The sequence below is a fragment of the Leucobacter sp. genome, from assembly GCF_053528595.1.
This window is the reverse complement of the sequence record NZ_JAIVPF010000010.1, coordinates 17,813-42,311: the sequence shown is the minus strand read 5'-3', so window position 1 is coordinate 42,311 and position 24,499 is coordinate 17,813. Positions and strand designations below refer to the sequence as shown.

The 24,499-nt window shown below is 72.5% G+C and carries 22 protein-coding genes; 7 read left to right on the top strand and 15 right to left on the bottom strand.

Annotated elements, in window-relative coordinates; genetic code table 11:
* Positions 1–36 precede the first annotated feature (36 nt).
* The gene (locus tag ACWKZU_RS01685; RefSeq protein ID WP_449280654.1) at positions 37–585 is read right to left on the bottom strand and encodes a type 1 glutamine amidotransferase domain-containing protein; all 549 of its coding nucleotides are present in this window, start codon (positions 583–585) and stop codon (positions 37–39) included.
* Between the two features lie 144 nt (positions 586–729).
* On the opposite strand from ACWKZU_RS01685, the gene ACWKZU_RS01680 reads away from it, so the two are divergent.
* Positions 730–1,788 carry a hypothetical protein gene (locus ACWKZU_RS01680; RefSeq protein WP_449280653.1) on the top strand — a complete coding sequence of 353 codons (1,059 nt, stop codon included), beginning with the start codon at positions 730–732 and terminating at the stop codon, positions 1,786–1,788.
* A gap of 125 nt (positions 1,789–1,913) precedes the next feature.
* The gene (locus tag ACWKZU_RS01675) at positions 1,914–2,825 is read left to right on the top strand and encodes an HNH endonuclease family protein (protein WP_449280652.1); all 912 of its coding nucleotides are present in this window, start codon (positions 1,914–1,916) and stop codon (positions 2,823–2,825) included.
* Here the strand turns inward: ACWKZU_RS01675 and ACWKZU_RS01670 are convergent.
* The 6 genes from ACWKZU_RS01670 to ACWKZU_RS01645 all read right to left on the bottom strand — a co-directional run bounded on the left by ACWKZU_RS01670 (position 2,753) and on the right by ACWKZU_RS01645 (position 10,362).
* Positions 2,753–3,091, bottom strand: coding sequence for a GNAT family N-acetyltransferase (locus tag ACWKZU_RS01670; protein ID WP_449280651.1), 339 nt, complete (start codon positions 3,089–3,091; stop codon positions 2,753–2,755). The genes ACWKZU_RS01675 and ACWKZU_RS01670 overlap by 73 nt on opposite strands.
* A 76-nt stretch (positions 3,092–3,167) precedes the next feature.
* Positions 3,168–4,262, bottom strand: a complete 1,095-nt coding sequence (locus ACWKZU_RS01665) for a pirin family protein (protein ID WP_449280650.1) — start codon at positions 4,260–4,262, stop codon at positions 3,168–3,170.
* A gap of 233 nt (positions 4,263–4,495) precedes the next feature.
* Positions 4,496–5,488 carry a C-terminal binding protein gene (locus ACWKZU_RS01660; RefSeq protein WP_449280649.1) on the bottom strand — a complete coding sequence of 331 codons (993 nt, stop codon included), beginning with the start codon at positions 5,486–5,488 and terminating at the stop codon, positions 4,496–4,498.
* Between the two features lie 4 nt (positions 5,489–5,492).
* On the bottom strand, positions 5,493–7,115 hold the full coding sequence (locus tag ACWKZU_RS01655; RefSeq protein WP_449280648.1) for a thiamine pyrophosphate-binding protein: 1,623 nt from the start codon (positions 7,113–7,115) through the stop codon (positions 5,493–5,495).
* Positions 7,116–7,201: 86 nt separating this feature from the next.
* Positions 7,202–8,557, bottom strand: coding sequence for an MFS transporter (locus tag ACWKZU_RS01650; RefSeq protein ID WP_449280647.1), 1,356 nt, complete (start codon positions 8,555–8,557; stop codon positions 7,202–7,204).
* A gap of 134 nt (positions 8,558–8,691) precedes the next feature.
* Positions 8,692–10,362 carry an amidohydrolase gene (locus ACWKZU_RS01645; protein WP_449280646.1) on the bottom strand — a complete coding sequence of 557 codons (1,671 nt, stop codon included), beginning with the start codon at positions 10,360–10,362 and terminating at the stop codon, positions 8,692–8,694.
* A 199-nt stretch (positions 10,363–10,561) separates the two neighbouring features.
* On the opposite strand from ACWKZU_RS01645, the gene ACWKZU_RS01640 reads away from it, so the two are divergent.
* Together ACWKZU_RS01640 and ACWKZU_RS01635 are read left to right on the top strand one after the other, a co-directional pair.
* Entirely contained in the window at positions 10,562–11,485 is a 924-nt protein-coding gene (locus ACWKZU_RS01640) for an Lrp/AsnC family transcriptional regulator (protein ID WP_449280645.1), read from the top strand.
* 453 nt (positions 11,486–11,938) lie between these two features.
* Positions 11,939–12,496, top strand: a complete 558-nt coding sequence (locus ACWKZU_RS01635) for a dihydrofolate reductase family protein (RefSeq protein WP_449280644.1) — start codon at positions 11,939–11,941, stop codon at positions 12,494–12,496.
* A gap of 120 nt (positions 12,497–12,616) precedes the next feature.
* Here ACWKZU_RS01635 and ACWKZU_RS01630 read toward each other — a convergent pair whose 3' ends face one another.
* Complete coding sequence (locus tag ACWKZU_RS01630; protein ID WP_449280643.1) at positions 12,617–14,299, bottom strand: FAD-binding dehydrogenase; 1,683 nt, start codon at positions 14,297–14,299, stop codon at positions 12,617–12,619.
* 198 nt (positions 14,300–14,497) lie between these two features.
* On the bottom strand, positions 14,498–15,178 hold the full coding sequence (locus ACWKZU_RS01625) for a lysophospholipid acyltransferase family protein (RefSeq protein WP_449280642.1): 681 nt from the start codon (positions 15,176–15,178) through the stop codon (positions 14,498–14,500).
* Between the two features lie 265 nt (positions 15,179–15,443).
* Between ACWKZU_RS01625 and ACWKZU_RS01620 the strand changes: the two genes are divergently transcribed.
* The 3 genes from ACWKZU_RS01620 (at position 15,444) to ACWKZU_RS01610 (ending at position 17,831) form a co-directional block, all read left to right on the top strand.
* The gene (locus ACWKZU_RS01620) at positions 15,444–15,869 is read left to right on the top strand and encodes a Fur family transcriptional regulator (RefSeq protein WP_449280641.1); all 426 of its coding nucleotides are present in this window, start codon (positions 15,444–15,446) and stop codon (positions 15,867–15,869) included.
* Positions 15,870–15,934: 65 nt separating this feature from the next.
* A complete protein-coding gene (locus ACWKZU_RS01615; RefSeq protein WP_449280640.1) occupies positions 15,935–17,437 on the top strand; it encodes a catalase in 1,503 nt (500 codons plus the stop codon).
* 94 nt (positions 17,438–17,531) lie between these two features.
* Complete coding sequence (locus ACWKZU_RS01610; RefSeq protein WP_449280639.1) at positions 17,532–17,831, top strand: hypothetical protein; 300 nt, start codon at positions 17,532–17,534, stop codon at positions 17,829–17,831.
* Between the two features lie 19 nt (positions 17,832–17,850).
* Here the strand turns inward: ACWKZU_RS01610 and ACWKZU_RS01605 are convergent, their stop codons facing one another.
* The 6 genes from ACWKZU_RS01605 to mvk all read right to left on the bottom strand — a co-directional run bounded on the left by ACWKZU_RS01605 (position 17,851) and on the right by mvk (position 24,432).
* Positions 17,851–19,053, bottom strand: coding sequence for a hydroxymethylglutaryl-CoA synthase (locus tag ACWKZU_RS01605; protein WP_449280638.1), 1,203 nt, complete (start codon positions 19,051–19,053; stop codon positions 17,851–17,853).
* Positions 19,050–20,120, bottom strand: a complete 1,071-nt coding sequence (locus tag ACWKZU_RS01600) for a hydroxymethylglutaryl-CoA reductase (protein ID WP_449280637.1) — start codon at positions 20,118–20,120, stop codon at positions 19,050–19,052. Before ACWKZU_RS01600 ends, ACWKZU_RS01605 begins: the two co-directional genes overlap by 4 nt.
* Positions 20,121–20,188: 68 nt before the next feature.
* Complete coding sequence (gene fni / locus ACWKZU_RS01595) at positions 20,189–21,271, bottom strand: type 2 isopentenyl-diphosphate Delta-isomerase (protein ID WP_449280636.1); 1,083 nt, start codon at positions 21,269–21,271, stop codon at positions 20,189–20,191.
* Positions 21,261–22,394, bottom strand: a complete 1,134-nt coding sequence (locus tag ACWKZU_RS01590; RefSeq protein WP_449280635.1) for a phosphomevalonate kinase — start codon at positions 22,392–22,394, stop codon at positions 21,261–21,263. The genes fni and ACWKZU_RS01590 overlap by 11 nt, the downstream gene beginning before the upstream one ends.
* Positions 22,391–23,446, bottom strand: a complete 1,056-nt coding sequence (gene mvaD / locus ACWKZU_RS01585) for a diphosphomevalonate decarboxylase (RefSeq protein ID WP_449280634.1) — start codon at positions 23,444–23,446, stop codon at positions 22,391–22,393. Before mvaD ends, ACWKZU_RS01590 begins: the two co-directional genes overlap by 4 nt.
* Positions 23,443–24,432 carry a mevalonate kinase gene (gene mvk / locus ACWKZU_RS01580; RefSeq protein ID WP_449280633.1) on the bottom strand — a complete coding sequence of 330 codons (990 nt, stop codon included), beginning with the start codon at positions 24,430–24,432 and terminating at the stop codon, positions 23,443–23,445. The genes mvaD and mvk overlap by 4 nt, the downstream gene beginning before the upstream one ends.
* Positions 24,433–24,499 lie beyond the last annotated feature (67 nt).

The following is a 24,499-nucleotide window of genomic DNA, read 5'->3' as shown; positions in this document are numbered from 1 at the left end:
GCGGGATCCCGGAACCGGGCAGCGGGTGCGCCGCCCTTACGCGGTCTGGCCCGGGTGCTTCCCCTCGGCGATCTCCTCGACGAGCTTCGCGTTGAACGCCGGCAGATCGTCGGGCGTGCGGCTCGTCACGAGCCCCTGATCCACGACGACCTCGTCGTCGACCCAGGTCGCCCCCGCATTGCGCAGATCCGTGCGCAGGCTCGGGTAGGAGGTGACCGTGCGCCCGCGCAGCACGTCGGCATCGGTGAGGATCCAGCCGCCGTGGCAGATCGCCGCCACCGGCTTGTGCTGTTCGAAGAAGCCGCGGGCGAACGCGACCGCGTTCTGGTCGAGCCGGATGCGGTCGCCGTTCTCCACGCCGCCCGGCAGCACCAGAGCATCGTAGTCGTCGGCCCGCACGGCCGAGCTGGCCCGGGCGACGTGCGCCTCGTACCCGTTCTTGCCCCGGATGGTGCCGGTGTTCGTGGAGACGATCTCGATCTCGGCGCCGTGCTCGCGCAGGGCCGAGATCGGCTCGGTCAGCTCCGAGTCCTCGAACCCGTTGGTCGCGAGGATCGCCACGCGCTTGCCGGTGAGATGGGTCATCTTGCTCTCCTGACTGTCGTCGGTCGTTTCGAACGCTTCCAGACAAGCGGTTCGGAGGGCGGCGCGTCACCCCGTTGCACGAACCCGGTCGAGCCGCTACGGTCCTCGTGCCGAGGACGCTGCGCGCTCCCGTAGGGTGGAGGCATGGGGGGAACTCGGAATACGGCCACGAGACGCGGATTCCGCAGGGCGGTGCTGGCCGAGTCGCCGGGGCTGCGCAGCCGGGAACGGCAGATGCTGGTGGCATCGATCCTGCTCCTGCTGCTGGTCGTGCCGCTGCTGGGCGCGATCACCGTCTTCGCCTTCTGGGTCTGGCTCACGGGCTATGCGCCGGAGGGCCGCGAGCCCGAGCCGCCGCTCGTGGGATTCCTGATGGCGGCGGGAACGAGCACCGTCGCGCTGATGGTCGTCGCGGCCCCGATCTCGGGGTGGATCGCGGTGGCGCGGGAGTGGCGGGCGCGTCGGCGCATCGCCGCGTGGGCCGAGCGCAGCGGCTGGCACTATGTCGCGGAGCCCCCGCTGAGCAACTTCGGGGCGCTGCTGTTCCGGGTGGGCAATCGCGCCCGGGTCGAGAACAGCCTGCACTGGCACGGGGAGCGCTACCTCGAGGTCGCGAACTACAGCTACTCGACGTCTCAGCTCGAGAACCCCCGCACCGAGGTGGGCTTCGTGCGCATCGAGCTGCCCCGCCGCCTGCCGCACATGTATCTGCAGTCGCGCACCTGGACCGGCAAGCCGAACGCGATCCGCATCCCGTTCGGCAAGCACCAGCGGCTCTCGCTGGAGGGTGATTTCGATCGCTGGTTCCATCTCTACTGCCCCCGCGAGTACGAGCGCGACGCGCTCTACGTCTTCACCCCCGATCTCATGGCCCTGCTCGTCGACCACGCCGCGGGGTTCGACGTCGAGGTGATCGACGACTGGCTCTACGTCTACGGGCGCAAGGGTTTCGACATGACCGATCCCGCGGTCACGGACTTCGCGCTCGGCCTCGACGACGCGCTCGGGCGAGGCACCGCCCGGCAGACCCGGCGCTACCGCGACGACCGCTCGGCGGACCCGGCGTACGTGGGCGAGGACGGATCGCGCCTGCGCTGGAGCCGGGCGCGCATCATCGGGGCCACGGCCGTCGCGAGCCTCGTGGGCTGGGGCGCGGTGGCGGCCGTGCTCTTCCTCAGCGGCGGGCTCTCGCCGGTCGCGTAGGAGCGTTCGGCGGGAATCACCGGCCGGGAATCACCGGCCGCGAATCACCCGGTCGGAAACCGCCCGGCACGGACGGTGCGCGCGGGCACATCGGTGCGTCGGCGGTTCCGGATACCGTGGAGGCGATGCAGAGAGAGGCGAAAGCACTGAAGAAGAGGTCGTGGGCGGTGATCGGCGCGCTGCTGCTCGCCGCGCTCGTGTGGGCGGTGAGCGGTGCCGCGCAGGACGCCGCTCGAAGCGGTGGAGCTGCGGGCAGCGGCGCGGTCGTCGAGGGGAGCGCGCACGTCGGGTCCGAGGGGGATCCCGGCGCGGATCCGGGGTCGAATCCCGGCGCGGATGCGGGGACGAATCCCGGCGCGGAGACCGATCCGGGCGCGGAAGCCGATCCCGCGCCGGATCCCGGCACCCGGACCGCCGAGGCGCTGCTCGAGACGCTGCCGGTGAAGGGGCGCGCGCCGAAGACCGGATACGACCGCGCGGAGCAGTTCGGCAAGGGCTGGAAGGACCCGGATCGCAACGGCTGCGACGCCAGGAACGACACGCTGCAGCGGGACCTCGCCGACGCGGTGCTCGACGGCCCCTGCAAGGTGCTCGCGGGGGTGCTGACCGACCCCTACACCGGCACCCGGATCGACTTCGTGCGCGGGCAGTCCACCTCGCAGGCCGTGCAGATCGACCACGTCGTCGCGCTCTCGGATGCTTGGCAGAAGGGCGCGCAGTCGCTCGCGGCGGATCGGCGCGTGGAGTTCGCGAACGATCCGCTCAACCTCCTCGCGGTCGACGGTCCCACGAACAACCGCAAGGGCGATGCCGACGCGGCGAGCTGGCTGCCGCCGCAGCGCGGCTTCCGGTGCGAGTACGTGGCGCGCCAGGTGTCGGTGAAGGCGGCCTATGGTCTGTGGGTGACCGCGGCGGAGCGCGATGCGATACGGCGCGTGCTCGCGGACTGCCCCGCGCAGCCCGCCTACTCGCCGGACGAGCCGCCCACCGGCCCCTCGCCGCCCGGCCACTCCACCGCGGCGACGAACTCGGGGTGACGCCGCAGCCAGGCGGCGACGAACGGACAGTGGGGCACGATCGTGTGCCCGAGCTCCCGCGTGTGCTCCAGCGCCCGTGAGACGAGCGTGTTGCCGAGGCCCCGGCCGCTGAAGGCCGGGTCGATCTCGGTGTGGATGAAGTCGTAGGTCGATCCGCCGTCGCGCTCGCGGTATCTCGCGAAGCCCGCGAGTGCGCCGTCCACCTCGATGACGAAGCGATGGGCCTCGGCGTCCTCCCGAACGGTCACGGTCTCCTGGTCGTTCATGGGTGCCTCCTCCGAGTCGGATGCGGTGCTCGCTGCGGGGCCGGGGCGCCGCAGCGGCGCTGGGAGCCCCACTCTCTCACTGCTTCCGGGGAAGGAGCCGTGCGACGGGCAGCGCGGGAGCCGGGAGCGGGGGTTCCGGTTCGTCCTGCGGCAGGCCGAAGCGGTCCGGATCCGTCGCCTCCGCCGCGGCGGAGCGCGTTCCGGCCGCCGCTCCGCCGGTCGGGCCGCCCGGCACGCCCCGCTCCGCCGGTTCCGCCACCCCGGCGGCCGCGAGCTGCGCCTGCCAGTCGGCCCGGGCCTGCACGATCTCGTCGTGGTCCCGCCCGATGAAGTTCCACCACATCACGATCCGCTCGCCCAGCGGTTCGCCGCCGAGCAGCAGCAGGCGCGCGCCCTCGGCGGACGCGGTGAGGCGCAGGCGCGAGGGACCGGCCGGCACGAACGCGAGCTGATCCTTCGCGACGGCCCGGGATCCGCGATCCCCGTCGCCCCGCGGCGTCTCGATCACCACGGCACCGGTGTCGACGAGCACCCCGTGCTCGAATACCGCGTCGAGCTCGAGATCCATCGACGCGCCGGGATCGAGACCGATCTCAGCTCCGAGCAGCGGCGTGTGCGTGCGCACCGGGGAGGCATCGCCCAGCAGCGCCCCCAGGAACACCTGCGCGCGCCAGCCGTCGCCCGCCAGCACCGGCGGGGCGTAGTGCTCGAAGCCCTTGTCCACGCCGCGCCGCCGCTCGGGCAGGGCGACCCACAGCTGCGCGCCGTGCAGCGTCGTCGTGCCCGGCGTCGACCGCTCCGAGTGGCTGATGCCGCGGCCCGCCGTCATGAGATTCAGCTCGCCGGGCCGCACGATCGCGTGGAAGCCCGCGCTGTCGCGGTGCTCGATCTCGCCCGAGAACAGCCAGCTCACGGTCTGCAGGCCGATGTGCGGGTGCGCCGCGACGTCCATGCCCCCGGTGGCGGCCACGTCGTCGGGGCCGTAGTGGTCGAGGAAGCACCAGGCGCCGATGAGGGAGCGCGAGCGCTGCGGCAGCGTGCGGCGCACGTTCATGGCGCGCAGGCCGCCGAGCGGCACATCGCGGGGCTCGAGGATCTCGACGGCGCGGTCGGGCTCCGGGCCCGGCGAGACGCAGACGGTCTCCTCGGGGGTGCGTTCCGGGTTGCTCATCGTTCCCCTCCTCGCGTGCGGCTGCGGGCTCCGATCCGGGCGTGCACACCAGTCTCGCACGCCCGGACGGATGCTCACCCTCGCGCAACCGGAAACGGGAGTCCCGAACGGCTGCTTCGCTCGCGCGGGAGGCGGCCATTCGGGACTCCCGTTCGTCCGGACTCCCGTTCGTTCGAAGTGCCGCGGGGAGGGAGGGGGAGAGGGAGGGGGCGCCGGGAGGCCGGCGACCCGGGCTAGGCCGGCCGGTTGACCGGCGAGTCGGGGGCTCCGTTCTCGAGCAGCGCGACGGCGTTCTGCGCCTGGATCCGCACGTACTCGATCTCCGTGCGCGCAGAGAAGTAGGCGATGTGGGGCGTGAGCACCACGTCGTCCCGATCGAGGAGGGGGTGGCCGGGCGCCGGGGGCTCCTGGTCCAGCACGTCGAGCGCGGCCCCGGAGAGCCGCCCTGCGTCGAGGGCCGAGACGAGCGCGTCGTTGTCGATGAGCCCGCCGCGCGAGACGTTCACCAGCACCGAGCCGCGGGGCATCTCCGCGAGGAAGCCGGCGTCGATCATGCGCGAGGTCTCCGGGGTGAGCGGCAGGTGCAGCGAGAGCACGTTCGCGGTGCGGCGCACCTCCTCGAGAGTCGTGCGGGTGACGCCGAGCGCCTCGAGGTCGGCGCGCACCTCGGCGGTGTCCGGCAGCAGCGGGTCGTAGCCCACCACCGAGCCGAAGAGGGGGCCCGCGATCCGCGCGAGCTCGCGCCCGATCTTGCCGAGGCCGACGATGCCCAGCGTCGTCTCGCTCAAGCGCGGCGGCGCCGACGGCGCCCGGTCGTTCCAGTCCCGGGGGGTGGCGGAGGCCGTGTAGAAGGGCAGCTGGCGCACGCTGCCGAGCAGGATCGCGAGCGCGTGCGTCGCGACCTCCTCGGTGGCGGCGCCGGGTACGTTGGTCACCCAGACGCCCCGCTCGCTCGCGGCCTCGACATCGACGTAGTCGAAGCCCATCGACATCAGCGAGACGATCCGCAGCTCGGGCAGCGCCTCGATGATCTCGCGGGTCACCGACGCGTAGCCGGGCAGCAGCGCGACCGCGTCCCGGGCGCCCGCTATGATCTCGTCGGGATCGCGGGTGCCGAGCACCCGCACCTCGAAGCCGTGCTCCTCCAGCAGGCGGATGCCGATCGCCGGATCGGTGTCGTCGATGTCGGTGTAGACCGCGATCGGTCGTGCGCTCTCGGCGGTCATGCGGTCACGCCCCTTCCGGGAGCTCGAAGCCCGCCTGGTCGATGTGGATCAGCTGCAGACCGCCCGCACCGACCGCGGCCTCGACGGCCGCGGCCAGCTCGGCGGGCGTGCCGGCCCGGCGGCCGGTGCCGCCGAAGGCCGTGGCGACGGCGGCCCAGTCGGGCTGCACGAGGTCGACGCCGATGGGGGCGATGCCCGCGTCGGCCTCGTTCTGCTTGATCTCCCCGTAGCCGCCGTTGTCGACGACGATGACGGTGACGTCCTCGCGCTGCTCGACCACGGTGATGAACTCGTTCATCGAGAACATCAGCGCGCCGTCGCCGATCACCACGAACGACGGGCGGTCCGGGCGCGCGATCCGCGACCCGAGGGCGGCCGGCAGGCCGTAGCCGAGCGTGGCGTAGGTGGTCATGTAGGGGGTGGAGTTCGGCTCGGACACGCGCAGCACGTTCAGCAGACCCCAGTAGGCGATCTGGGACGAGTCGGTTGACACGATCGCGTTGTCGGGCAGCGCCGCTGCGATGACCTCGGCGAGCGCGGTGTTCTCGGGCGACAGCTCCGCGCACTCGGCGCGCGCTGCGACGAGGGTCTGCGCCGCACCGGGAGCGCCGTCGAGGGGCGTGCCCTCGCCGAGCTCGTCGAGGAGCGCGGCCAGCGCGGTCCTCGCGTCGCTCACGAGGCCGACAGTCGCCGGCTGGTTCTTGTCGATCTGAGACTCCAGCAGGTCGATCCGGATCACCGCGCCCCGCGCCTCCAGACGTTCGACCCAGAGCTCGGCCTCGCCGAGCTTCGAGCCCACGACGAGCAGCACGTCCGCGTCGCGGGCCCGGTTCCGGGCGGCCGCGAGGCGGAGGTTCGCGCCGAGCGCGAGCGGGTGGTGCTCGTCGAGCACGCCCTTCGCGTTGCCGGTCGTGACGACCGGCGCGCCCAGCCGCTCGGCGAGCGCGCGCAGCTCCGCGGCCGCGCCGCGGGATCCGCCGCCGGCGAGGATCACGGGATCCTGCGCGCTCGAGAGGAGCGAGGCCGCCTCGGCGACGGCGGCGGGATCGGGATCCGCCACGGGCGCGAACTCGCGCGCCACGAGGGCGCCGCCCGCGATCTCGGTGGTCTCCTCGAGCAGGTCGAGGGGCACCTCGATGTAGACCGGCCGCGGCCGGGTGGTCGCGAAGAGCTCGAACGCGTCGTGCACCGCCTCGACGGCCTCCTCCGCCGTCTGCACGCGGCGCCCCCACTCCACGATGGCGGAGGCGGCGCCGAGCTGATCCTTCGTCTCGTGCAGCGTGCCGACATCGGCGAACTCCGCGCCGCGAGCGGGCCCGGGGGAGAGGATGATCATCGGACGCGACTCGCAGTACGCGGTCCCGGCGGCCGAGAGCGCGTTCAGCAGGCCGGGGCCGCTCGTCGTGATGACCACGCCGGGCTTGCCGGTCTGCAGCGACCAGCCGTCGGCCGCGTAGCCCGCGCCCTGCTCGTGACGCGAGGTGACGGCGCGGATGCCCAGCGCGTGCAGCGGGCGGTAGAACTCGAGATTGTGCGTGCCCGGGATCCCGAACACGGTGTCGATGCCGTAGTGGTGCAGGGCCTCGATGATCACCCAGCCGGTCGTGCGCTTGCGGACGGTTTCCATGATTCCTCACGTCTCGGTTCTGCGGTGCTGCACCGCGTGGTGGGGTCGGTCCTCCGCGAGCGGCGCGGCTCGCGGAGGACCGGGGGCTACTTGCCGGGATTGTCGATCGTCGTGGTGTCGAGCCGCGGCGTGAACGATCCGGTCACCGGAGCCGCGTCGGAGTGCTGCGGCGCGAAGCGCACGCCGATCCACGCGACGACGGTGAGCAGGCCGAAGAAGGCGACCACCGACCAGAAGTTGCCGTCGGTGAGCACGAGCAGCAGCGAGGCGATCGCCGGGGAGAGGCCGCCCCAGACCGCCGCGCCGATGCCGTAGGAGAGCGACATCGAGGTGTAGCGCGACTGCGGGCGGAACATCTGCGCCATGAGGGTCGAGAGCGGAGCCCACGCGCCGCTCAGCGTGACGCGGATGAGGATGACGAAGAGCCAGATCAGCGCCACGTTCTTGGCCTGGATCGAGAGCACCAGCGGAATGATCACGAGGAACGACGGGATGATGCCGAGGTACATGACCATCTTCGGGCCGATCTTGTCGCCGAGGGCGGCGATCGGCAGGGTCACGAGCATCTCGACGAGCGAGGCGATGGTCAGGGCGCCGAGGATGATGGTCGGATCGAGGCCGATCTCGGGGGAGTCGGCGTAGTTCTGCACGAAGGTCGTCGCGATCACGTAGCCGCCCGAGGACATCGCGATGATGCAGAAGCCGAGCAGGATCGGGGCCCAGTTGTTCTTCAGCGCGAACAGGAGCGGAGTGGACTGCTCGTGCCCCTCGACCTTCTCGGCGAACACGGGGGTCTCCTCGACGCGGTAGCGCACCCAGAAGCCCACGCCGATCAGCACGATGCTGAAGATGAAGGGCACGCGCCAGCCCCAGCTCAGCAGGGCGTCCTGCCCGAGCGCGGAGAGGGCCCAGAACGCGCCGGTCGCCATCAGCGCGCCGAGCGGGTTGCCGACCTGGGTGAAGCCGCCGTAGAAGGTCTTCCACTTCTGGGGCGCGCTCTCGACCGCCATAAGGCTCGCGCCGCCCCACTCGCCGCCGACGGCGAGGCCCTGCGCCATGCGGCACAGGATCAGCAGGATCGGGCCCCAGATGCCGATGGTCGCGTAACCCGGGAGCACGCCGACGAGGGTCGTGGCGACGCCCATCAGCACCAGCGTGATGGTGAGCGCCGGCTTGCGGCCGAGCTTGTCGCCGATGTGCCCGAAGATGATGCCGCCGAGCGGGCGCATGAAGAACGCCACGGCGTAGGTGCCGAACGACGCCAGGGTCGCGAGCGCGGGATCGAGATCCTCGGGGAAGAAGACGTGCGGGAAGATGATCGCCGCGGCGGTGGCGTAGACGTAGAAGTCGTACCACTCGATGGAGGTGCCGACGAGGGCGGCCATGCCGCCCTTCAGCGCCCTTCTGTGGGTGTTCGGCGCTGCGGCCGTGGATGCGGACATGTGAGCTCCTTTGCTGGGGTGTCTCGGATTGGTGGTCTGGTGGTCGGGGTCTTGCGGGTTCCCGTCGACAGGATCGGGGAACGGGGCCGGGCTCGGGGAGCGGGTTCCGCGCCCGAGCCCGTCGAGGGGGCGGATCAGCGCGCGTAGACGCGCTCGCCCCCCACCCAGGTCGAGGTGACGCGGATCGCGGAGATGCTCGCCGTCTCGGCCTCGTACGGGTCGCGGTCCAGCACCGCGAAGTCGGCTCGCTTGCCGGTCTCGATGCTGCCGAGCTCGTCCTCGCGGCCGAGGGCGCGCGCCGCGGTGACCGTGTGCGCGCGCAGTGCCGTGTCGACCGACACCGCGAGGTCGTCGGTTCCGAGCTGCGTGCCGCGCCGGGTGATCCGCGAGACCGCGGCCTGCACGGCCTCCATCGGGCGCGGATCGGCGACGGGCGCGTCGGAGGAGATCGTGACGGGAACGCCCGCGCGCTCGAACTCGCCCAGCGGGTTGAAGCGCTCGCCCGGAGTGCCGACGGCCTGCTCCACGCCCTCGCCCCAGTTGTAGTGGTGCTGGGGCTGGTTCACGGGGTAGATGCCGGCCGCCGCCATGCGCGCGATCTGCTCGGGGGTGGGAAGGCCGCAGTGCTCGATGCGGTGCCGGGCGTCGGAGTCGGGGCGGTCGGCGAGTGCGGCCTCGATCGCCCCGATCACCATCTCCAGCGCGGTGGGCGACTGGGAGTGCGTCGCCGTCTGCAGCCCGACGCGGTGGGCCTTCCGGATGAGCTCGGCGTAGTCGGCCGGGTCGTGGTACAGCTGCCCGGTGCGGCAGGGATCGCCGACGTAGCCGTCGGGGAAGTAGGCCGTCCATCCGCCGAGGGTGCCGTCGGAGTAGAACTTGATGCCCGCGAAGCTCAGGTGCTCGTTGCCGAACTGGCCGTGGAGGCCCATCTCGATGGCCTCGTCGAGCAGGTGCGAGAGCAGGTACATGCTCACGCGCACCTTGAGGTCGCCCGATTCCGCCAGGCGGAGGTACATGTCGAACTCGCGGCGGCTCACCTGGGCGTCGCCGATCGTGGTCACGCCGCCCGCGAGGAAGTTCTCCTGGGCCGCGGAGAGCTGCCGCTTGTGCTCCTCCGGCTCGTCGGCGAGGTGGAAGTTCGGCCCGTGGTGGCCGATCTTCACCCCCTCGAGGCCCGTGAGCACGTTGCAGGCGGCGTCGGAGAGCTCGCCGGTCAGCTCGCCCTGCTCGTCGCGGAAGAACTCGCCGCCCTGCGGATTCGGGGTGTCCCTCGTGACGCCGTGCAGCTCGAAGGTGTACGAGTTGACCACGCCGCCGTGACCGGAGGCGTTCATGAGGTAGACCTCGCGGTCGGTCGCGACCCGATCGAGCTCGAAGCGGGTGGGGTGGCGGCGCTCGGCGAGGTTGCGCTGCTCGTAGCCGTAGCCGCGGATGGGGCGCCCCGCGGGCAGGGTCTTCGCCGCCTCGCGCAGCAGCTCGACGATCTCGGGGATCGAGCCGGCCCGGTCCGGGCCGCAGTCGACCCAGCTCATCATCTGGCCCAGCATGAGCGGGTGCGCGTGCGCGTCGATGAAGCCGGGGACGACGACGGCGTCGCCGAGATCGACGATCTCGGGCGCGAGCGCGCTCACCTCGGCGGCGGCGGTGCGGCACGCGTCGATGGCGCCCACGTGCCTGATGCGGTCCCCGATCACGAGGAACGCCTCGGGGGCGCTCTCCGATTCGTCGAGGGCGTGGATACGCGCGGCGGTGACGATCTTCGGCGCGGTCAGGGCGGGGGCCTGGGTGAACGCGAGCTTGCGCACGGGGGAACTCCTTCGTCTCGAATCGATACGAGGGTACGCACAGTTGCGCTCTCATGAGAAGCAGAAAATGCGTTGAATCGCGGGTCTCGGCGTTTATGTCGGCTGTTGACGCCATTTTCGCCACCAGAAGCGCTGATCGGCATCATCTCGAAGATGTTCTGTCGCTCGCCGACGCGCGCATTCTGGCATGATTCTGAGCATGGACGATTTCGACGAGGACCTCATCCGCGCCCTGCAGCTCGACGGCCGGGCGCAGTTCTCGGCGCTCGCGGCGGAGCTCGGCGTGCACCGCACCCTCGTCGCGCAGCGCGTGCGCGAGCTGCTCGAGTCGGGGGAGATCCGGATCCTCGCCGCGGTGCACCCGCGCGCGGTGGGGCTTCCGATCCAGGCCAACCTGCAACTGCGCATCAGCGGGCCGACGTCGCCGGTCTTCGAGCGGTTGAGCGAGTTCACCAACGTCGTGTTCCTGTCCGAGATCAGCGGTCAGTCGCAGGCGGTGGTCGAGGTCTGGGCGGCGGACCGCGAGGACGTGGGGCGCTCCGTGCGGGCGATCCAGGCGATCGAGGGGGTCGTCGAGATGCAGTTCTCGCTCTACGACCGGGTGCTGCGCAGATTGCGGCTGGGCGAGGATCCGGAGCTCAGCGACCTGTTCTTCGACGACTTCGACATCGCCCTGATGGCGGAACTGCAGATCGACGGTCGTCTCACCTTCGGCGAGCTCGCGCGGCGCACCGGCCGGTCCGCGTCGGCGTGCCGCGCGCGCGTGCTGCGGCTGCTCGAGTCGGGCGTCATGCGCATCGGCGCGGTGCGCAGCCGCCGCAGCGCGACGAGCTCCGTGCTCTCGGGCGTCGGGATCGTGCTGAGAGGAGACGCCGAGGGGGCGGCCTCGGCCGAGGAGCTGCTGCTCGGGATCCCCACCATCGAGTTCGCCGCGCGCACGCTGGGTCGCTACGGGCTCATCGCCACCATCGCCGCCCGGTCGCTGGCCGACTACACCGAGATCGTCCGGATGATCCGGGCCCACCCGGCCGTGCACCTCGTCGAGACCTGGATGCACGCCTTCGTCTGGCTGGAGCGCTACGAGTGGAGCCTCGACCGCCTGGCGCGCAGCCGGGGCGCGTGAGGGCGGCCCTGCCCCTGTCATCCTCCGGGATACCCGGTGTCGACCGCTCGGCGTGCGCGTGGGCAATGCCGGTCCACCCCTCGTCCCTCCACCTACGCGCGCCAGTAGTTGCTGCCATTCCTCCGGTTTGGTGACATGTACTGACGCGCGGATGTCGGGTGGCCGGCCTCGGAACTCGGAGGCGCGCCCGAGGCGGTCGCCTGCGCGCGGGATGGTGAAGCGGACCGCGTCGGCATCCCGCGCATGTCGCGGTGGTGCCACCGTTCCAGAGAGGGGCCGCTTCCACTCTCGTCATCCCGAGCGAGTCCACGAGTCGCAGGATCCACGTTCCCGGTCATCCTGCGCGAGCGTACGAGTCGCAGGATCCAGGTCCGGAATCCTGTGGCTGCGCGGAACGGCAGGCAATCTCTCATGGGAGAGAGATTGTCAGAGGTGCGGAGTAGCGTCGCCGCCATGGGACGCATCATCTTCGACACCGCCACCACGATCAACGGCTTCCTGGCCGACGAGCAGCACTCCCTCGACTGGCTGTTCGCGGTCGAGAACGGCGACGCGCCGGCCGACGGCCTCTACCCGGCCGACGCCGCCGTGCTGGTCGAGGGGTCCTCGACCTACGAGTGGGTGCTGCGGTACGAGAACCTCCTCGAGCGGCCCGAACGCTGGCGCGAGCTGTACGGCGACAAGCCCACCTACGTCTTCACCTCGCGCCGGGTGCCCGTGCCGGAGGGGGCCGACGTGCGCCTCGTCTCGGGTGATGTCGCGCGTGTGCTGCCCGAGATCCGGGCCGCGGCCGGCGGCGGCGACATCTGGGTGGTCGGCGGCGGCGACCTCGCGGGGCAGTTCTTCGAGGCGGGCGCGCTCGACCGCATCGAGCTCTCCGTCGCGCCGGCGGCGCTCACAGCGGGCGCCCCGCTCTTCCCGCGCCGTGTCGGCCCGGATCGCCTGAGGCTGGTCTCCGCACGCGCGGTGGGCCAGTTCGCGCGCCTCGTCTACGACGTGCTGCCGGAGTGAGGGAGCGGCCCGAGCGGCCCGCAAGCACCGAGATCCCGATTCCCGCCGTCGCCGGAGCCGCAGAGCGACAGAAATCGGGATCTCGCACTCGATAGACGGAGCCGATGCGGCGGGCCGCGGCTATCCGCCGATGTCCTCCGCGACCGCGCGGCCCGCGGCCCGCCCCGAGAACAGGCAGCCGCCCAGGAACGTGCCCTCGAGCGCGTTGTAGCCGTGCGCGCCGCCTCCGCCGAAGCCGGCGGCCTCGCCCACCGCGTAGAGACCGGGGATCGGATCGCCGTCCGCGCCGAGCGCCCGCGAGCCGAGATCGGTCTGGATGCCGCCCAGGGTCTTGCGGGTGAGCACGTGCAGCTGCACCGCGATGAGCGGACCCGCGGCGGGGTCGAGCAGCCGGTGCAGGGCGGTGGTGCGCGTGAGGCGGTCGCCGAGGTAGCGACGCGAGTTGCGGATGCTCATCACCTGGGCGTCCTTCGAGAACGGGTTGCGGATCTCGGCGTCGCGATCCCGGATCACGCGTTCCACCTCGCCGGCGTCCAGTAGGGGCTCGTCGGTGAGGCCGTTCATCCGCCCCACGAGATCCGGCACGCCGTCGGCCACGACGAAGTCGGCGCCGCGGTCGATGAACGCCTGCACGGGGCCGGGCGCACCGCGCCCCAGCCGGGTCTTGAGCAGCAGCTTCCGATCGCGGCCGGTGACGTCGGGATTCTGCTCGGATCCGGAGAGCGCGAACTCCTTGGCGGCGATGCGGCTCGTCACGATGAACCAGGAGTGGTCGTGCTCCGCGAGCCCCTCGCGCGTGCGCAGCATCCGCAGGGTCGAGAGCGTGTCGTGCCCGGGCAGTCCGGGCGGGGGCAGCCGGCGGCCGAGCGCGTCGAGCCAGAGCGGGGAGGGGCCGGGCAGGATCCGGATCGCGTGCCCCGGCCACACCGGGTTCCAGTTGCGCACGCCCTCCGTGTAGTGCCACATGCGGTCTCGGTTGACAAGCCGTGCTCCCGCGGTCTCCGCGATCCCGAGCATGCGACCGTCGACGTAGGCCGGCACCCCCGTCACCATCCGCCGCGGCGGGGTGCCGAGCCGGTCCGGCCAGAACCGGCGCACCAGGTCGTGGTCGCCGCCGATGCCGCCGCTCGCCACGATCACGGCCCCCGCGCGCAGTTCGAAGTCGCCCGAGACCTCCCGCGAGGAGACGGCGCCGCGCGCGTTCGCGTCGTCCGCGAGGATGCTGCCGCGCACTCCGACGACGCGTCCGTCCTCGACCACGATCCCGTCGCAGCGGTGGCGGTGCAGGATCCGCGTGCGCCCGTCGTCCACGGCGCCCTGCGCGGCGGCGATGAACGGGTCGACGACCCCGGTGCCGGTGCCCCAGGGCACGTGGAACCGCGGCACCGAATTGCCGTGCCCGTCGGCGGTCAGGTCGCCGCGCTCGGCCCAGCCGACCACCGGCGTGAGCTCGATGCCGGCCTCGCGGATCCACGCCCGCTTCTCCTCGGCGGCGAACTCGACGTAGGCGCGGCCCCAGCGCTCCGCCCAGCCGTCATCCGGGTGCTCTCTGTCGAGGCGGTCCCAGCGCGCGCTGCCGCGCCAGTCCTGCCAGGCGAGATCGAAGGAGTCGCGCACGCCCAGGCGGCGCTGCTCGGGGGAGTCGACGAGGAAGAGCCCGCCGAACGACCACCAGGCCTGGCCGCCGAGATCCTGCGGGCCCTCCTGGTCGACGATGACGGTGCGCAGCCCGGCGCGGTGGGTTTCGCGTGCGGCGGCGAGCCCGGAGAGCCCGGCACCCACGATGATGACGTCGGCGTCCATGCTCCCCATTGTGCACGCTGCGCCGCTGCCGGCGCATCCCGCGTCCGCCTCGCAGCCGAGCGCGTCCGCCCCGCGCTCGGCGCGCGTGGTCGAGGCGGCGCCCCGGGAGTGCAGGGCGGAGCGGCCGCCCGGGCCGTCTCGAGGGGGCGAGGACGGGGCACCGGGAAGAGACGGGCGGTGCGCGCGCGGGGGACGGGATCAGTCGCCGGTGCCGGCGGCGTACTCGTCGGCGAGCTCCTGACCCGTGAGCGCGTGGATCGCGGCCATGATGCGCGCCGTGGCCTCGCGTCGTGCCCGGCCGCCGGGCATTCCGGCGAGGTCGTCGAGGGGGATCGGCGCGCCGAAGCGCAGCTGGACCCGATCGGGCCGCCCGGTCGACGGGTCGGGCAGCTTGCGGTTCGTGCCGATGAGCCCCACGGGCACCACGGCGGCACCCGTCTCGAGCGCCATCCAGGCAGCGCCGCTCCGCCCGCGGTAGAGGCGGCCGTCCCGGGAGCGGCTGCCCTCGGGGAACACCGCGAACACATTGCCGGCCGCGAGCACCTCCCGGCCCGCGTCGAGGGCGGCCTGTGCCGCCGAGGAGGCCTCGCGGTGCACGGGGATCGCTCCGATCTGCCGGAAGAACCAGCCCCCGATCCGCGTGCGGAACAGCGAGGCCTTCGCGAGGAACTGCACCTTGCGCGGTGAGAAGGATGGGATGAGGATCGTGTCGAGTCCCGAGAGGTGGTTGCTGACGAGCAGCACCGGCCCCGTCGCCGGGATGTGCTCGCGGCCCGTGATCCGGGGCCGGAATCGCAGCCTCAGCAGGGGTCGCAGCACCGCGCGCCCGATCGTGAAGACGGGCCCGGGCCGGGCGGGTGCGGCGGGTGCGGCGTTCACGCCTCGAGCCTAACGGGGGACCCGGTGTCTCGGGGGAGTGCGCTCGTAGCCCTGCGCTGTGTTTGCCCCCGGTGTTTCCCCCGGGTCGTCCTGCGCCCCTGTCATTCTGCGCGCAGAATGACAGGGGCGCGGAATGACCGGGGCGCGCGGAATGGTGGGACGACACGCCGAATGGCGGGCTGCGTTCGCGCGGGAAGCCGCACATTCTGGTGAACAACTCAAAATAGTATTTTGAATAATTAAAAACAAGCGCTATGGTGGAAGCATGGAAGCCGGAATCGACACGACGCTGCGCGCAGCCGGGCTGCGGGCGACCGCGGGCCGGGTGGCCGTGCTCGAAGCCCTGGCCTCCATGCCCCACTCGGACGCCGAGCAGGTGTTCCAGGTGGTCGCTCGCGAGCTGCCGACGACCTCGATCCAGTCGGTGCACAACATCCTCGCGGATCTGACGGCGGCGGGTCTCATCCGCCGGATCGAGCCGGCCGGATCCGCAGCGCTCTACGAGCGGCGCATCGGAGACAACCACCACCACGTCGTCTGCTCCCGCTGCGGAGCGCTGGCCGACGTCGACTGCGTTGTCGGGCATGCGCCGTGCCTCGACCCGTCCTCCACGACGGGATTCACCATTCAGACCGCCGAGGTCACCTTCTGGGGGCTCTGCCCCGACTGTCAGAAGGCCCCGGCCGCGTAGTCGACGCCGCTCTCGCCCCGCGCGGGGCGCTGCTTCGCCATGCCTGAAAACCTCGAAGGAGACCCATGTCCACCTCACCCACCACCACCCAGACGGGAACGCCGGTCGCGAGCGACGCGCACTCCCTGAGCGCCGGCCGCGATGGATCCATCGCCCTCCACGACCGCTATCTCGTGGAGAAGCTCGCCCAGTTCAACCGCGAGCGCATCCCCGAGCGCATCGTGCACGCGAAGGGCGGGGGAGCGTTCGGCGAGTTCGTGGTCACGGGCGACGTCTCCGCCTACACGCGGGCGGCCGTCTTCCAGCCCGGCGCCGTCACCGGCACACTGCAGCGCTTCTCCTCGGTCGCCGGCGAGATGGGGTCGCCCGACACCTGGCGCGACGTCCGGGGCTTCTCGGTGAAGTTCTACACGAGCGAGGGCAACTACGACATCGTGGGCAACAACACCCCGGTGTTCTTCATCCGCGACGGCATCAAGTTCCCCGACTTCATCCACTCGCAGAAGCGGCTCCCGGGCTCGGGCCTGCGCGACGCCGACATGCAGTGGGACTTCTGGACCCTCTCGCCCGAGTCGGCCCACCAGGTCACCTACCTCATGGGCCACCGCGGCCTGCCGCGCTCGTGGCGGCACATGCCCGGATTCGGATCCCACACCTACCAGTGGATCAACGCCGCGGGCGAGCGCTTCTGGGTGAAGTACCACTTCGACGCGCTGCAGGGCAACGAGGAGCTGAGCGGCGAGGAGGCCGAGGCGCTCGCCGGCGCCGACGCCGACTCCTACCGCCGCGACCTCTACGAGGCGATCGAGCGGGGCGACTTCCCGGCGTGGCGGCTCTCCGTGCAGGTCATGCCGTACGAGGACGCGAAGACCTATCGCTTCAACCCCTTCGACCTCACCAAGGTGTGGCCGCACGCCGACTACCCGCTGATCGAGGTGGGCGTGCACACGCTGAACCGCAACCCGGAGAACTTCTTCGCGCAGATCGAGCAGGCCGCGTTCTCCCCTGCGAACACGGTGCCCGGCATCGACATCAGCCCCGACAAGATGCTGCAGGCCCGCGTGTTCTCCTACCCCGACGCCCAGCGCTACCGGGTCGGCACCAACTACAACGAGCTGCCCGTCAACGCACCCGTGGCGCCGGTGCACAACTACTCGCAGGACGGCGCTGCGCGACACGGCTTCAAGCCGGCCGACGCGCCGGTGTACGCGCCGAACTCGACGGGCGGCCCCGTCGCCGACGCGCAGCTCGCGGGCTCCGGATCCTGGGAGTCGGACGGCGAGCTGATCCGCTCGGCGGTCGCCCTGCACGCCGAGGACGACGACTTCGGGCAGGCCGGAACCCTGTACCGGGAGGTCTTCGACGACGCGGCGAAGGCGCGCTTCCTGGCGACGATCACCGGCGCCGTCGGGGCCGTGCGGAGCGCGGAGATCCGCGAGCGGGCGATCCGGTACTGGACCAGCGTCGACGCCGGTCTCGGCGGCGCGCTGCGCGCCGCCCTCACCGGCACCGGGGCGCCCGCGGATGAGCCCGCCGAGGCCGCCGACCCCGTCGGCGCGTCCCGGTAGCCCGAGCACCACCTCCCAGTATCGACCGGGAGGGCGGCGGTCACATCGACGCCGCCCTCCCGGCCCCCGGAACACGACCAGATAGGAAGCTCCGATGCAGAGCACACAGCAGCAGGAACAGGGCCGTCCGACGCTCGGCGCGATGCAGCGCGCGATGGGCGCGGGCGCGGGTGAGGACATCATCCGGGAGGCGCTCGAACGAGTCGACGGCGCCCCCACCCCGAACGTGGGAACCATGCAGGCCAGCATGGGACGCGAGTCGCGAGTCCGCTCCGCCCAGGCGGTGATCCGCGCCTACCTCGACGAGCACGGCCTCCACGACACCCGGTCGTGGGCGAAGCGCCTCGCGGAGCGGGCGCAGCGGGAATCGGATCGGGCCGTCGAAGCGCGCTGAGGGCGGCCGCTCCGGTCCCTCAACCCGCGGTGCGCTCGTACTGGCGTGCCTGCCCGCGCAGGCCGGCGAAGCGGAAGGGCGCGCGGGTGACGCGCGGGGTCTCGACGTCCTGGGCGCTGGGATAGGCGCGGGCGTGCAGCTCGCGGTACTCGGGTACCTCGAGCGGCGCGCGGGCGTCGAGCGCGGCCCTCACCCGTGCGGCGCCTCCCCGCGTCTCGTAGCCCGGCTGCACGACCCCCGTGAGGAACTCGCTCACGCTGCCCGAGCCGTAGCTGAACATGCCGACGCGACGGCCGGCGAGGTCGGCGTCGTGGTCGAGCAGCGCGGCGAGCGCGGCGTACAGCGAGGCGGTGTAGCTGTTGCCGAGGCGCCGGTTGTAGATCGACCCCGTGAAGAGGCCGGTGTCCCGGGCCTCGCCGGCCGCGGCCTGCTCGGCCTCGGTGAGCGCGGCGCTCAGGCCGGCGCCGGTGTGCTCGGCGAGGCGCTGCTGCCCCTTCTTCGCCATCTTGGTGAAGGGCTGGTGGTAGAGGATCCGGTCGACCTCGTCGATGCCGGGGCCGCCCCGCGACAGCAGGTCGTCCCAGGATCCGGTGAGCGCGTCGAGGTAGGCGGAGACCGACAGCGCGCCGTCGACCACCGCGGTCGACGAGTCGTTGGGGCGCCAGAAGTCGTCGACGTCGTCGGTGTAGAGACCGGCCGCCGGCTCGATCTCCATGAGCGCGGGATCGGCGCTCACGAGCATGGCCACGGCACCGGCGCCCTGCGTCGGCTCGCCGGGGGAGTCGAGCTCGTAGCGCGCCACGTCGCTCGCGATGACGAGCACCCGCTCGTCGGGGAAGCGGCTGACGATGCCGATCGCGGCCTGGAGCGCCGCGGTGCCGCCGTAGCAGGCCTGCTTGAACTCGGTGACGCGCACCTGCTTCGGCAGACCGAGCAGGCGGTGCACCGAGACGCCCGCGGCCTTCGACTGGTCCACGCCCGACTCGGTGGCGAACAGGATCGTGCGGATGCCCTCGACGCCGTTGCGCTCGAGGATCGGCAGCGCCGCGGAGGCCCCCATCGTGATGATGTCCTCGTCGGGCGCGGGGAAGCTCATCTGATCCTGACCGAGACCGAGGTGGTACTTGGCCGGATCGGTGCCGTTGGACTCGGCGAGCCGGGTGAGGTCGACCACGTGGTGCGCGGTCGCGAGTTCGAGATCGTGAATGCCGATCGAGGTCATGCGCTCGGCTTCTCCTTCCGCTCCATGAGCAGGTGCGCTGCCATGAGCTCACCGGGGTTGGTCTGGGCCGCGAGGAGCGAGAGCTCCCCGCAGAGCACGGTGGCGGCCATGAGGGCGGCCAGGCGGCGGGCGTTCGCGCCCGGCTCGCGCTCGTCGCGGCAGCCGAGCCGTTCGAGGTTGGCGTTCACGTGCGCGAGGTGCTTGCCGTTGCCGACGGTGCCGACGATGAGGTGCGGCAGCGTGCACGAGAAGTACAGGCCCTCCTCGCGCTCCTCGGCGTAGGTGATGCCCTGCGAACCCTCGACGATGTTGGCCGCGTCCTGGCCGGTGGCCAGGTAGAAGGCCAGCAGCATGTTGGCGTAGTGCGCGTTGGCCGAGCGGATCGCGCCGGCGATCGTGCTGCCCACGAGGTTCTTGCGCACCGAGAGGTCGGCGATCCGGCGGGCGGTGGTGCGCAGCCGGCGCTCGACCACCTCGTGGGGGAGGAGGATCTCGGCGACGACGTTGCGGCCGCGGCCGAGGATCCCGTTGACCGCGGTGGCCTTCTTGTCGGAGCAGAAGTTGCCCGAGATGGAGCCGTAGTCGAGCCCGAGGCCCCACGACAGGATGCGCTGCATGAGGGCGTCGGAGGCGCCCGTGACCATGTTGTGCCCCGATGCGTCGCCCGTGAGGAAGGCGAAGCGCACGAAGAGCAGGTTGCCCACGACCTCGGGGTGCGCCTCGAGCAGCTGCGCGTGGCGGCTGCCCGCCGCGACGACCTCCTGCAGCTCGCTCAGGCGCTGCTGGATGATGCGGGCGCCGGCGTCCGCGGCGACGGCGCCGTCGGCGACGAAGAGCACGGAGCGGGTCATGCGCTCGCCGATGACGACGGTGCGGATGCCGCCCGGGATCTCGCGGGAGATGCTGGCGCCGCGCCCCACCGACGGCCAGAGCGGGGTCTCGTAGGTGGCGAGGGGCACGGCGATCTCGCTGTGCGGCGCATCGGTCGTGATCGCGTCGCCGCTGACGCGCAGCGGGCCGACCCAGCGGGTCGGGATCTCGGTGACGATGGTGTCGGAATCGTTCACGGCGTCTCTCTTCTGGAAGGGGCTGCGGGGCTCGGGGAGGGCGTCGGGGTGCCCGGGATCCTGCGGCGTCAGGGTCCGGATCGCGCGGCGAGCGCGGCCGTGTCGATGCCGCGCAGCCGGCAGAACTCGGCCAGACGGCCGCGCACGAGCAGGTCGGTGGCGGCGAGCTCGGCCGGCGAGGCCGCGCCCAGCAGCGCGAGGATCGCCGTGGTCTGCGCGATCCAGCGCTCGATCAGCGGCACGAGGGTCTCGGCGCCGCCGTCGAGCACGGCCTCGAGGAAGCTGCCGGCCACGCCCACGGCGCCGGCGCCGGCGGCGAGGGCCTTCACCACGTCGAAGGGGTTGCGCACGCCGCCGGACGCCAGCAGCGCCGGGCCGTCCGCGGGCGCATCGAGCAGGCAGGCGAGGGCGGACTGGCCGAAGCCCGAGAGCATCGAGAAGTCGTCGCCGTCGCGCCGGGAGTCGGCGTCGTGCCGCGCGTTCTCGATGCGCAGGAAGTCGGTGCCGCCGGTGCCGCTCACGTCGGCGACGCGTGCTCCGAGCTCGGCGAGGCGCTGCAGTGTGCGGCGGCTGAGGCCGAAGCCCACCTCCTTCACGATGACGGGCACCGGCGACGCCGCGATGACGCGCTCGACGGAGCGCTCCCAGCTCGAGAAGTCGCGCGTGCCCTCGGGCATCGCGGTCTCCTGCACGGCGTTGAGGTGCAGCTGCAGCGCGTCGGCGTGCAGCAGCTCGACGGCGCGCACCGCGTCGTCGGCGCTGCGTCCGACGCCCAGGTTCGCCATCACGAAGCCGGTCGGGTTCTCCTCGCGGATCACCGCGAAGCCCTGCGCCGCCTCGGGGTGGTCCAGCGCCACCGACACCGAGCCGCACGCCATGGGCATGCCGGTCTCGCGGGCGGCGATCGCCAGTTCGCGATTGATCCGGGTGGTCCACTCGGTGCCGCCGGTCATGCCGTTCGCGTAGAAGGGGGTGGCCCAGTGCCACTCGCCGACCCGCACCGAGGGGTCGACGCGGCTCGCGTCGACCCCGGCGAGGGCGTGGTGCACGAATTCGAGGTCGTCGAACTCGTTGCGCCCGGGCGCATCGCCGCGCTGCTCGCGGGCGAGGCGCACGTGGTCGTCCTTGCGCGACGCGCGCTCAGAGCTCATCGGTGCCTCCTCGCCGGTGCTTCCGGTTCTCGGCGTCGCCCTCCACCGGGTGCACCGAGAGGGGCAGCCTCAGAATGCCGTGCGCTTCCCACTCACGCAGGATACCGCTCGGGTCGAGATCGGCGGGGGCGAGCACGATCCCGCAGTCTCCGCCGCCGGCTCCGGACGGCTTCGCCGCGGCGCCGTGCCGCTCGGCGATTTCGCAGAGGGCGCGCAGCTGCTCGGTCTCGATCCGGATGCCCGACGACGCGCCGAGCTCCTGCAGCAGCCCGCGGGCGCCGCGAACCGCGTCGAGCGCCCCCGTGCGATCCCGCGCGAGGCCGTGCACCAGCGCATCCACGCGGGCGCGGCTGCGCTCGACGAAGGAGGCGCCCTCGTCCGCACGGCCCTCGGAGGCGACGCGCGCCGTGCGGCCGACCTCCGCGACGAGCAGCTCGGTGGATGCGGGCGAGCCCGTCCAGCCGACCAGCAGCTGCAGCCCTTCGGGCTCCGGCAGGCGGGTCACGCCGAAGCCGCGCCAGGCCTCTTCGGACTCGAGCGTCGCCGTGATCCCGTGCCGGCCGCGGTGCGCGCGCAGCGTCTCGCGATCCGGCGAGGTGTAGCGGATCCAGCCGCCGAAGGTGCTCGCCGCCAGGTCGCCGCCCGAGGCCCGCGGGGCCACCTCGACGGTGGCGAGGAGCGCGAGCCTGCAGCGGTCGACCAGGCCGAGGCCGAAGCCGTAGAACTCGTCGAGGGCCGCGATCACGGCCACGGTGACGGCCGCCGAGGAGCCGAGCCCGAACTTGCGGCCGCTCTCGTCGTCGAGCTCGCTGCCGATGTCGAGGTCGAAGTACCGCGGGCGCAGCCGGCGCTCGGCGCGCAGCTGCTCGACGGCCGCGATCGCCGAGAAGACGTAGTCGCTCGGCTCGTGCGTCGGCACGATGCGCCCGCTGTCGCGGTCCCGCACCCACACGAGCGGGGAGCGCTCGTAGGCGCTCGATCGCACGCGGCCCTCGCCGCTCGCCTCCGTCAGGCGCACGGAGAGGTAGCGGTCGACGGCGACGAGCACGGCCGGCTCGCCGGGTTCGACCACCGCGTACTCGCCGGCGATGTAGAGCTTGCCGGGGGCGCGGGTCTCGATCATGCGCCGGCTCCGGTCGCGGGAGGCGCCCCGTCGGCGGAGCCGTCGCGCGGGGCGGCGAGATCCGGATCGGCGTCGATCAGCTCCGCGCCCGCGCCGGGCCCGACCACGCGTACGCGGCCGAACTCCCGCAGCGCGTCGGCGACCGCGCCGGCCTCGTCGGGCCGCACGACGACGCAGACATTGGGACCGGCGTCGGCCGTCGCGTACGCCTCGACGCCGCGATCCCGCAGCGCCGCCACGGCGTCGAACACCGCGATGCTCGTGGGCGACAGGTAGCGCACGGGCGGATCGGCCGACTGGATGACCGCGTGCATCCGCAGGGCGTGCGATTCGGTGATGCGCCCGATGCGCGTGAAATCGCCGTCGCGGCAGGCCTCGAGCATCGCCTCGAGGCTCTGCTCGGTGCTCGACACCCAGCCCGCGTAGAACGGCGAGGTGAGTGCGGTGAGCCGCATCGCCTCGCGGCTCGAGATCGCCTTCTGGCGCTCGTCGACCGTCACGATCACCATGCGCAGCTCGGGCGCCGCGACCGGCTCCGCGAAGGAGGTCTCGTCGCCGTCGCCCGCGTGCCAGACCGAGACTCCGGGGATGATCGAGCGCGCGGCCGATCCCGAGCCGCGGCGCGCCAGCCTGCTGAGGGAGGCCGGATCGAGCGGGAGCCCGTACGCCGCGGAGGCCGCGGTCGCGAGCGCGGCGAAGCCCGAGGCGGAGGAGGCGAGGCCCGCACCCGTCGGCGCCTCGTTGCGCGAGCGCACGATCGCGTGAGCGCTCGACCCCGCGCGCTCGCGCACGAGGTCGAGGAAGCGGGTGACGCGGCGCAGCCGGTCGCCGCACTGGGGCTCGCCGTTCAGCTCGAAGCGGTCCTCGGCGGTGCCGTCGTCGAGCGTCACCGAGGTGGTGGTGGCGTAGGCGTCGAGGGTCAGTGAGAGGCTGCCGGCGGCGGGCAGCATGAGCGCCTCGTCCCGCTTGCCCCAGTACTTCACGAGGGCGATGTTCGGGAAGGCCCGGGCGGTGGCCGAGGGGCGCGCGGGGACCGCGCTCGCGGCGGTCATGCGGCGGCCACCGTGGTCGTCCAGGTGCGGGGGGCGCCCGCGGCGCGCAGCGCGAGCGCGATGTGCTCGGCCTGATCCTCGGACTCGGCGAGCGCGAGCACGCAGCCGCCCAGGCCGCCGCCGGTGAGCTTGGCGCCGTGGGCGCCCGCCGCGTGCGCGGCGTCGACCAGCGCGTCGAGCTTCACGGTGCTCACGCCGATGCGCCCGAGCAGCTCGTGGGCCTCGAGCATGCGCGAGCCCAGCGCCGACCGGTCTCCCAGCTCGAGATCGAGCACCGAGCCCTCCGCGATGTCGGCGAGCTGCGAGATAGCCCGCTCCATGCGCACCGGGTCGGCGGCACGGCGCTCGCGCACCCCGGCCACCGCCTCGGCCGTCGATCCGGGCACACCCGAGTCGGCGAGCACGAAGGTGAGCGGCGCGCCCACACCCGTGGCCCGCACGCGCCCACCGTGGAAGCGGATCGGCCCGGCCGCCGCGACGGCGCGCGCGTCGATGCCGCTCGGGTTGCCGTGCGCCACGCGCTCGGCCCGCTGCACGATCTCGTGGAACTCGTCCGCGCCCAGCTCGGCGCCGGCCAGGTCTGCGGCGGCTCGCGCGATCGCGGCGGCGACGGCCGCGCTCGAACCGAGGCCGCGACCGTGGGGGATCGCGCTGCGCACGCGCAGCTGCACCTGCTCGCCGGCGGCGCCGACGCCCGCGAGCGCTGCTCGCACCGCGGTGATGACGGGGCGCAGCACGTCCGGGGCCGACGAGGCCGTACCGGCGAAGAGCTCGCTCTCGATGCGCAGCTCGGAGCCCGGCGTCGAACGGACGACGGTCTCGACCTCGAGCTGGTGCAGCGGCACCGCGATGGCCGGCGCCCCGTAGACGACGGCGTGCTCGCCGAAGAGGATGGCCTTCGCGTGCGCCGTGCCGACGCCGACGCCGTGATCGCTCGCTGATTCGGCCTCGGACAGCCGAGGGCGCATCGGGAGGGAGGGGTTCATGCGGGTCCGTTTCGATCAGTTCCGCCGCCGCGCACGGCGGCGGACACGCAAGAAGAGGGACGGACTT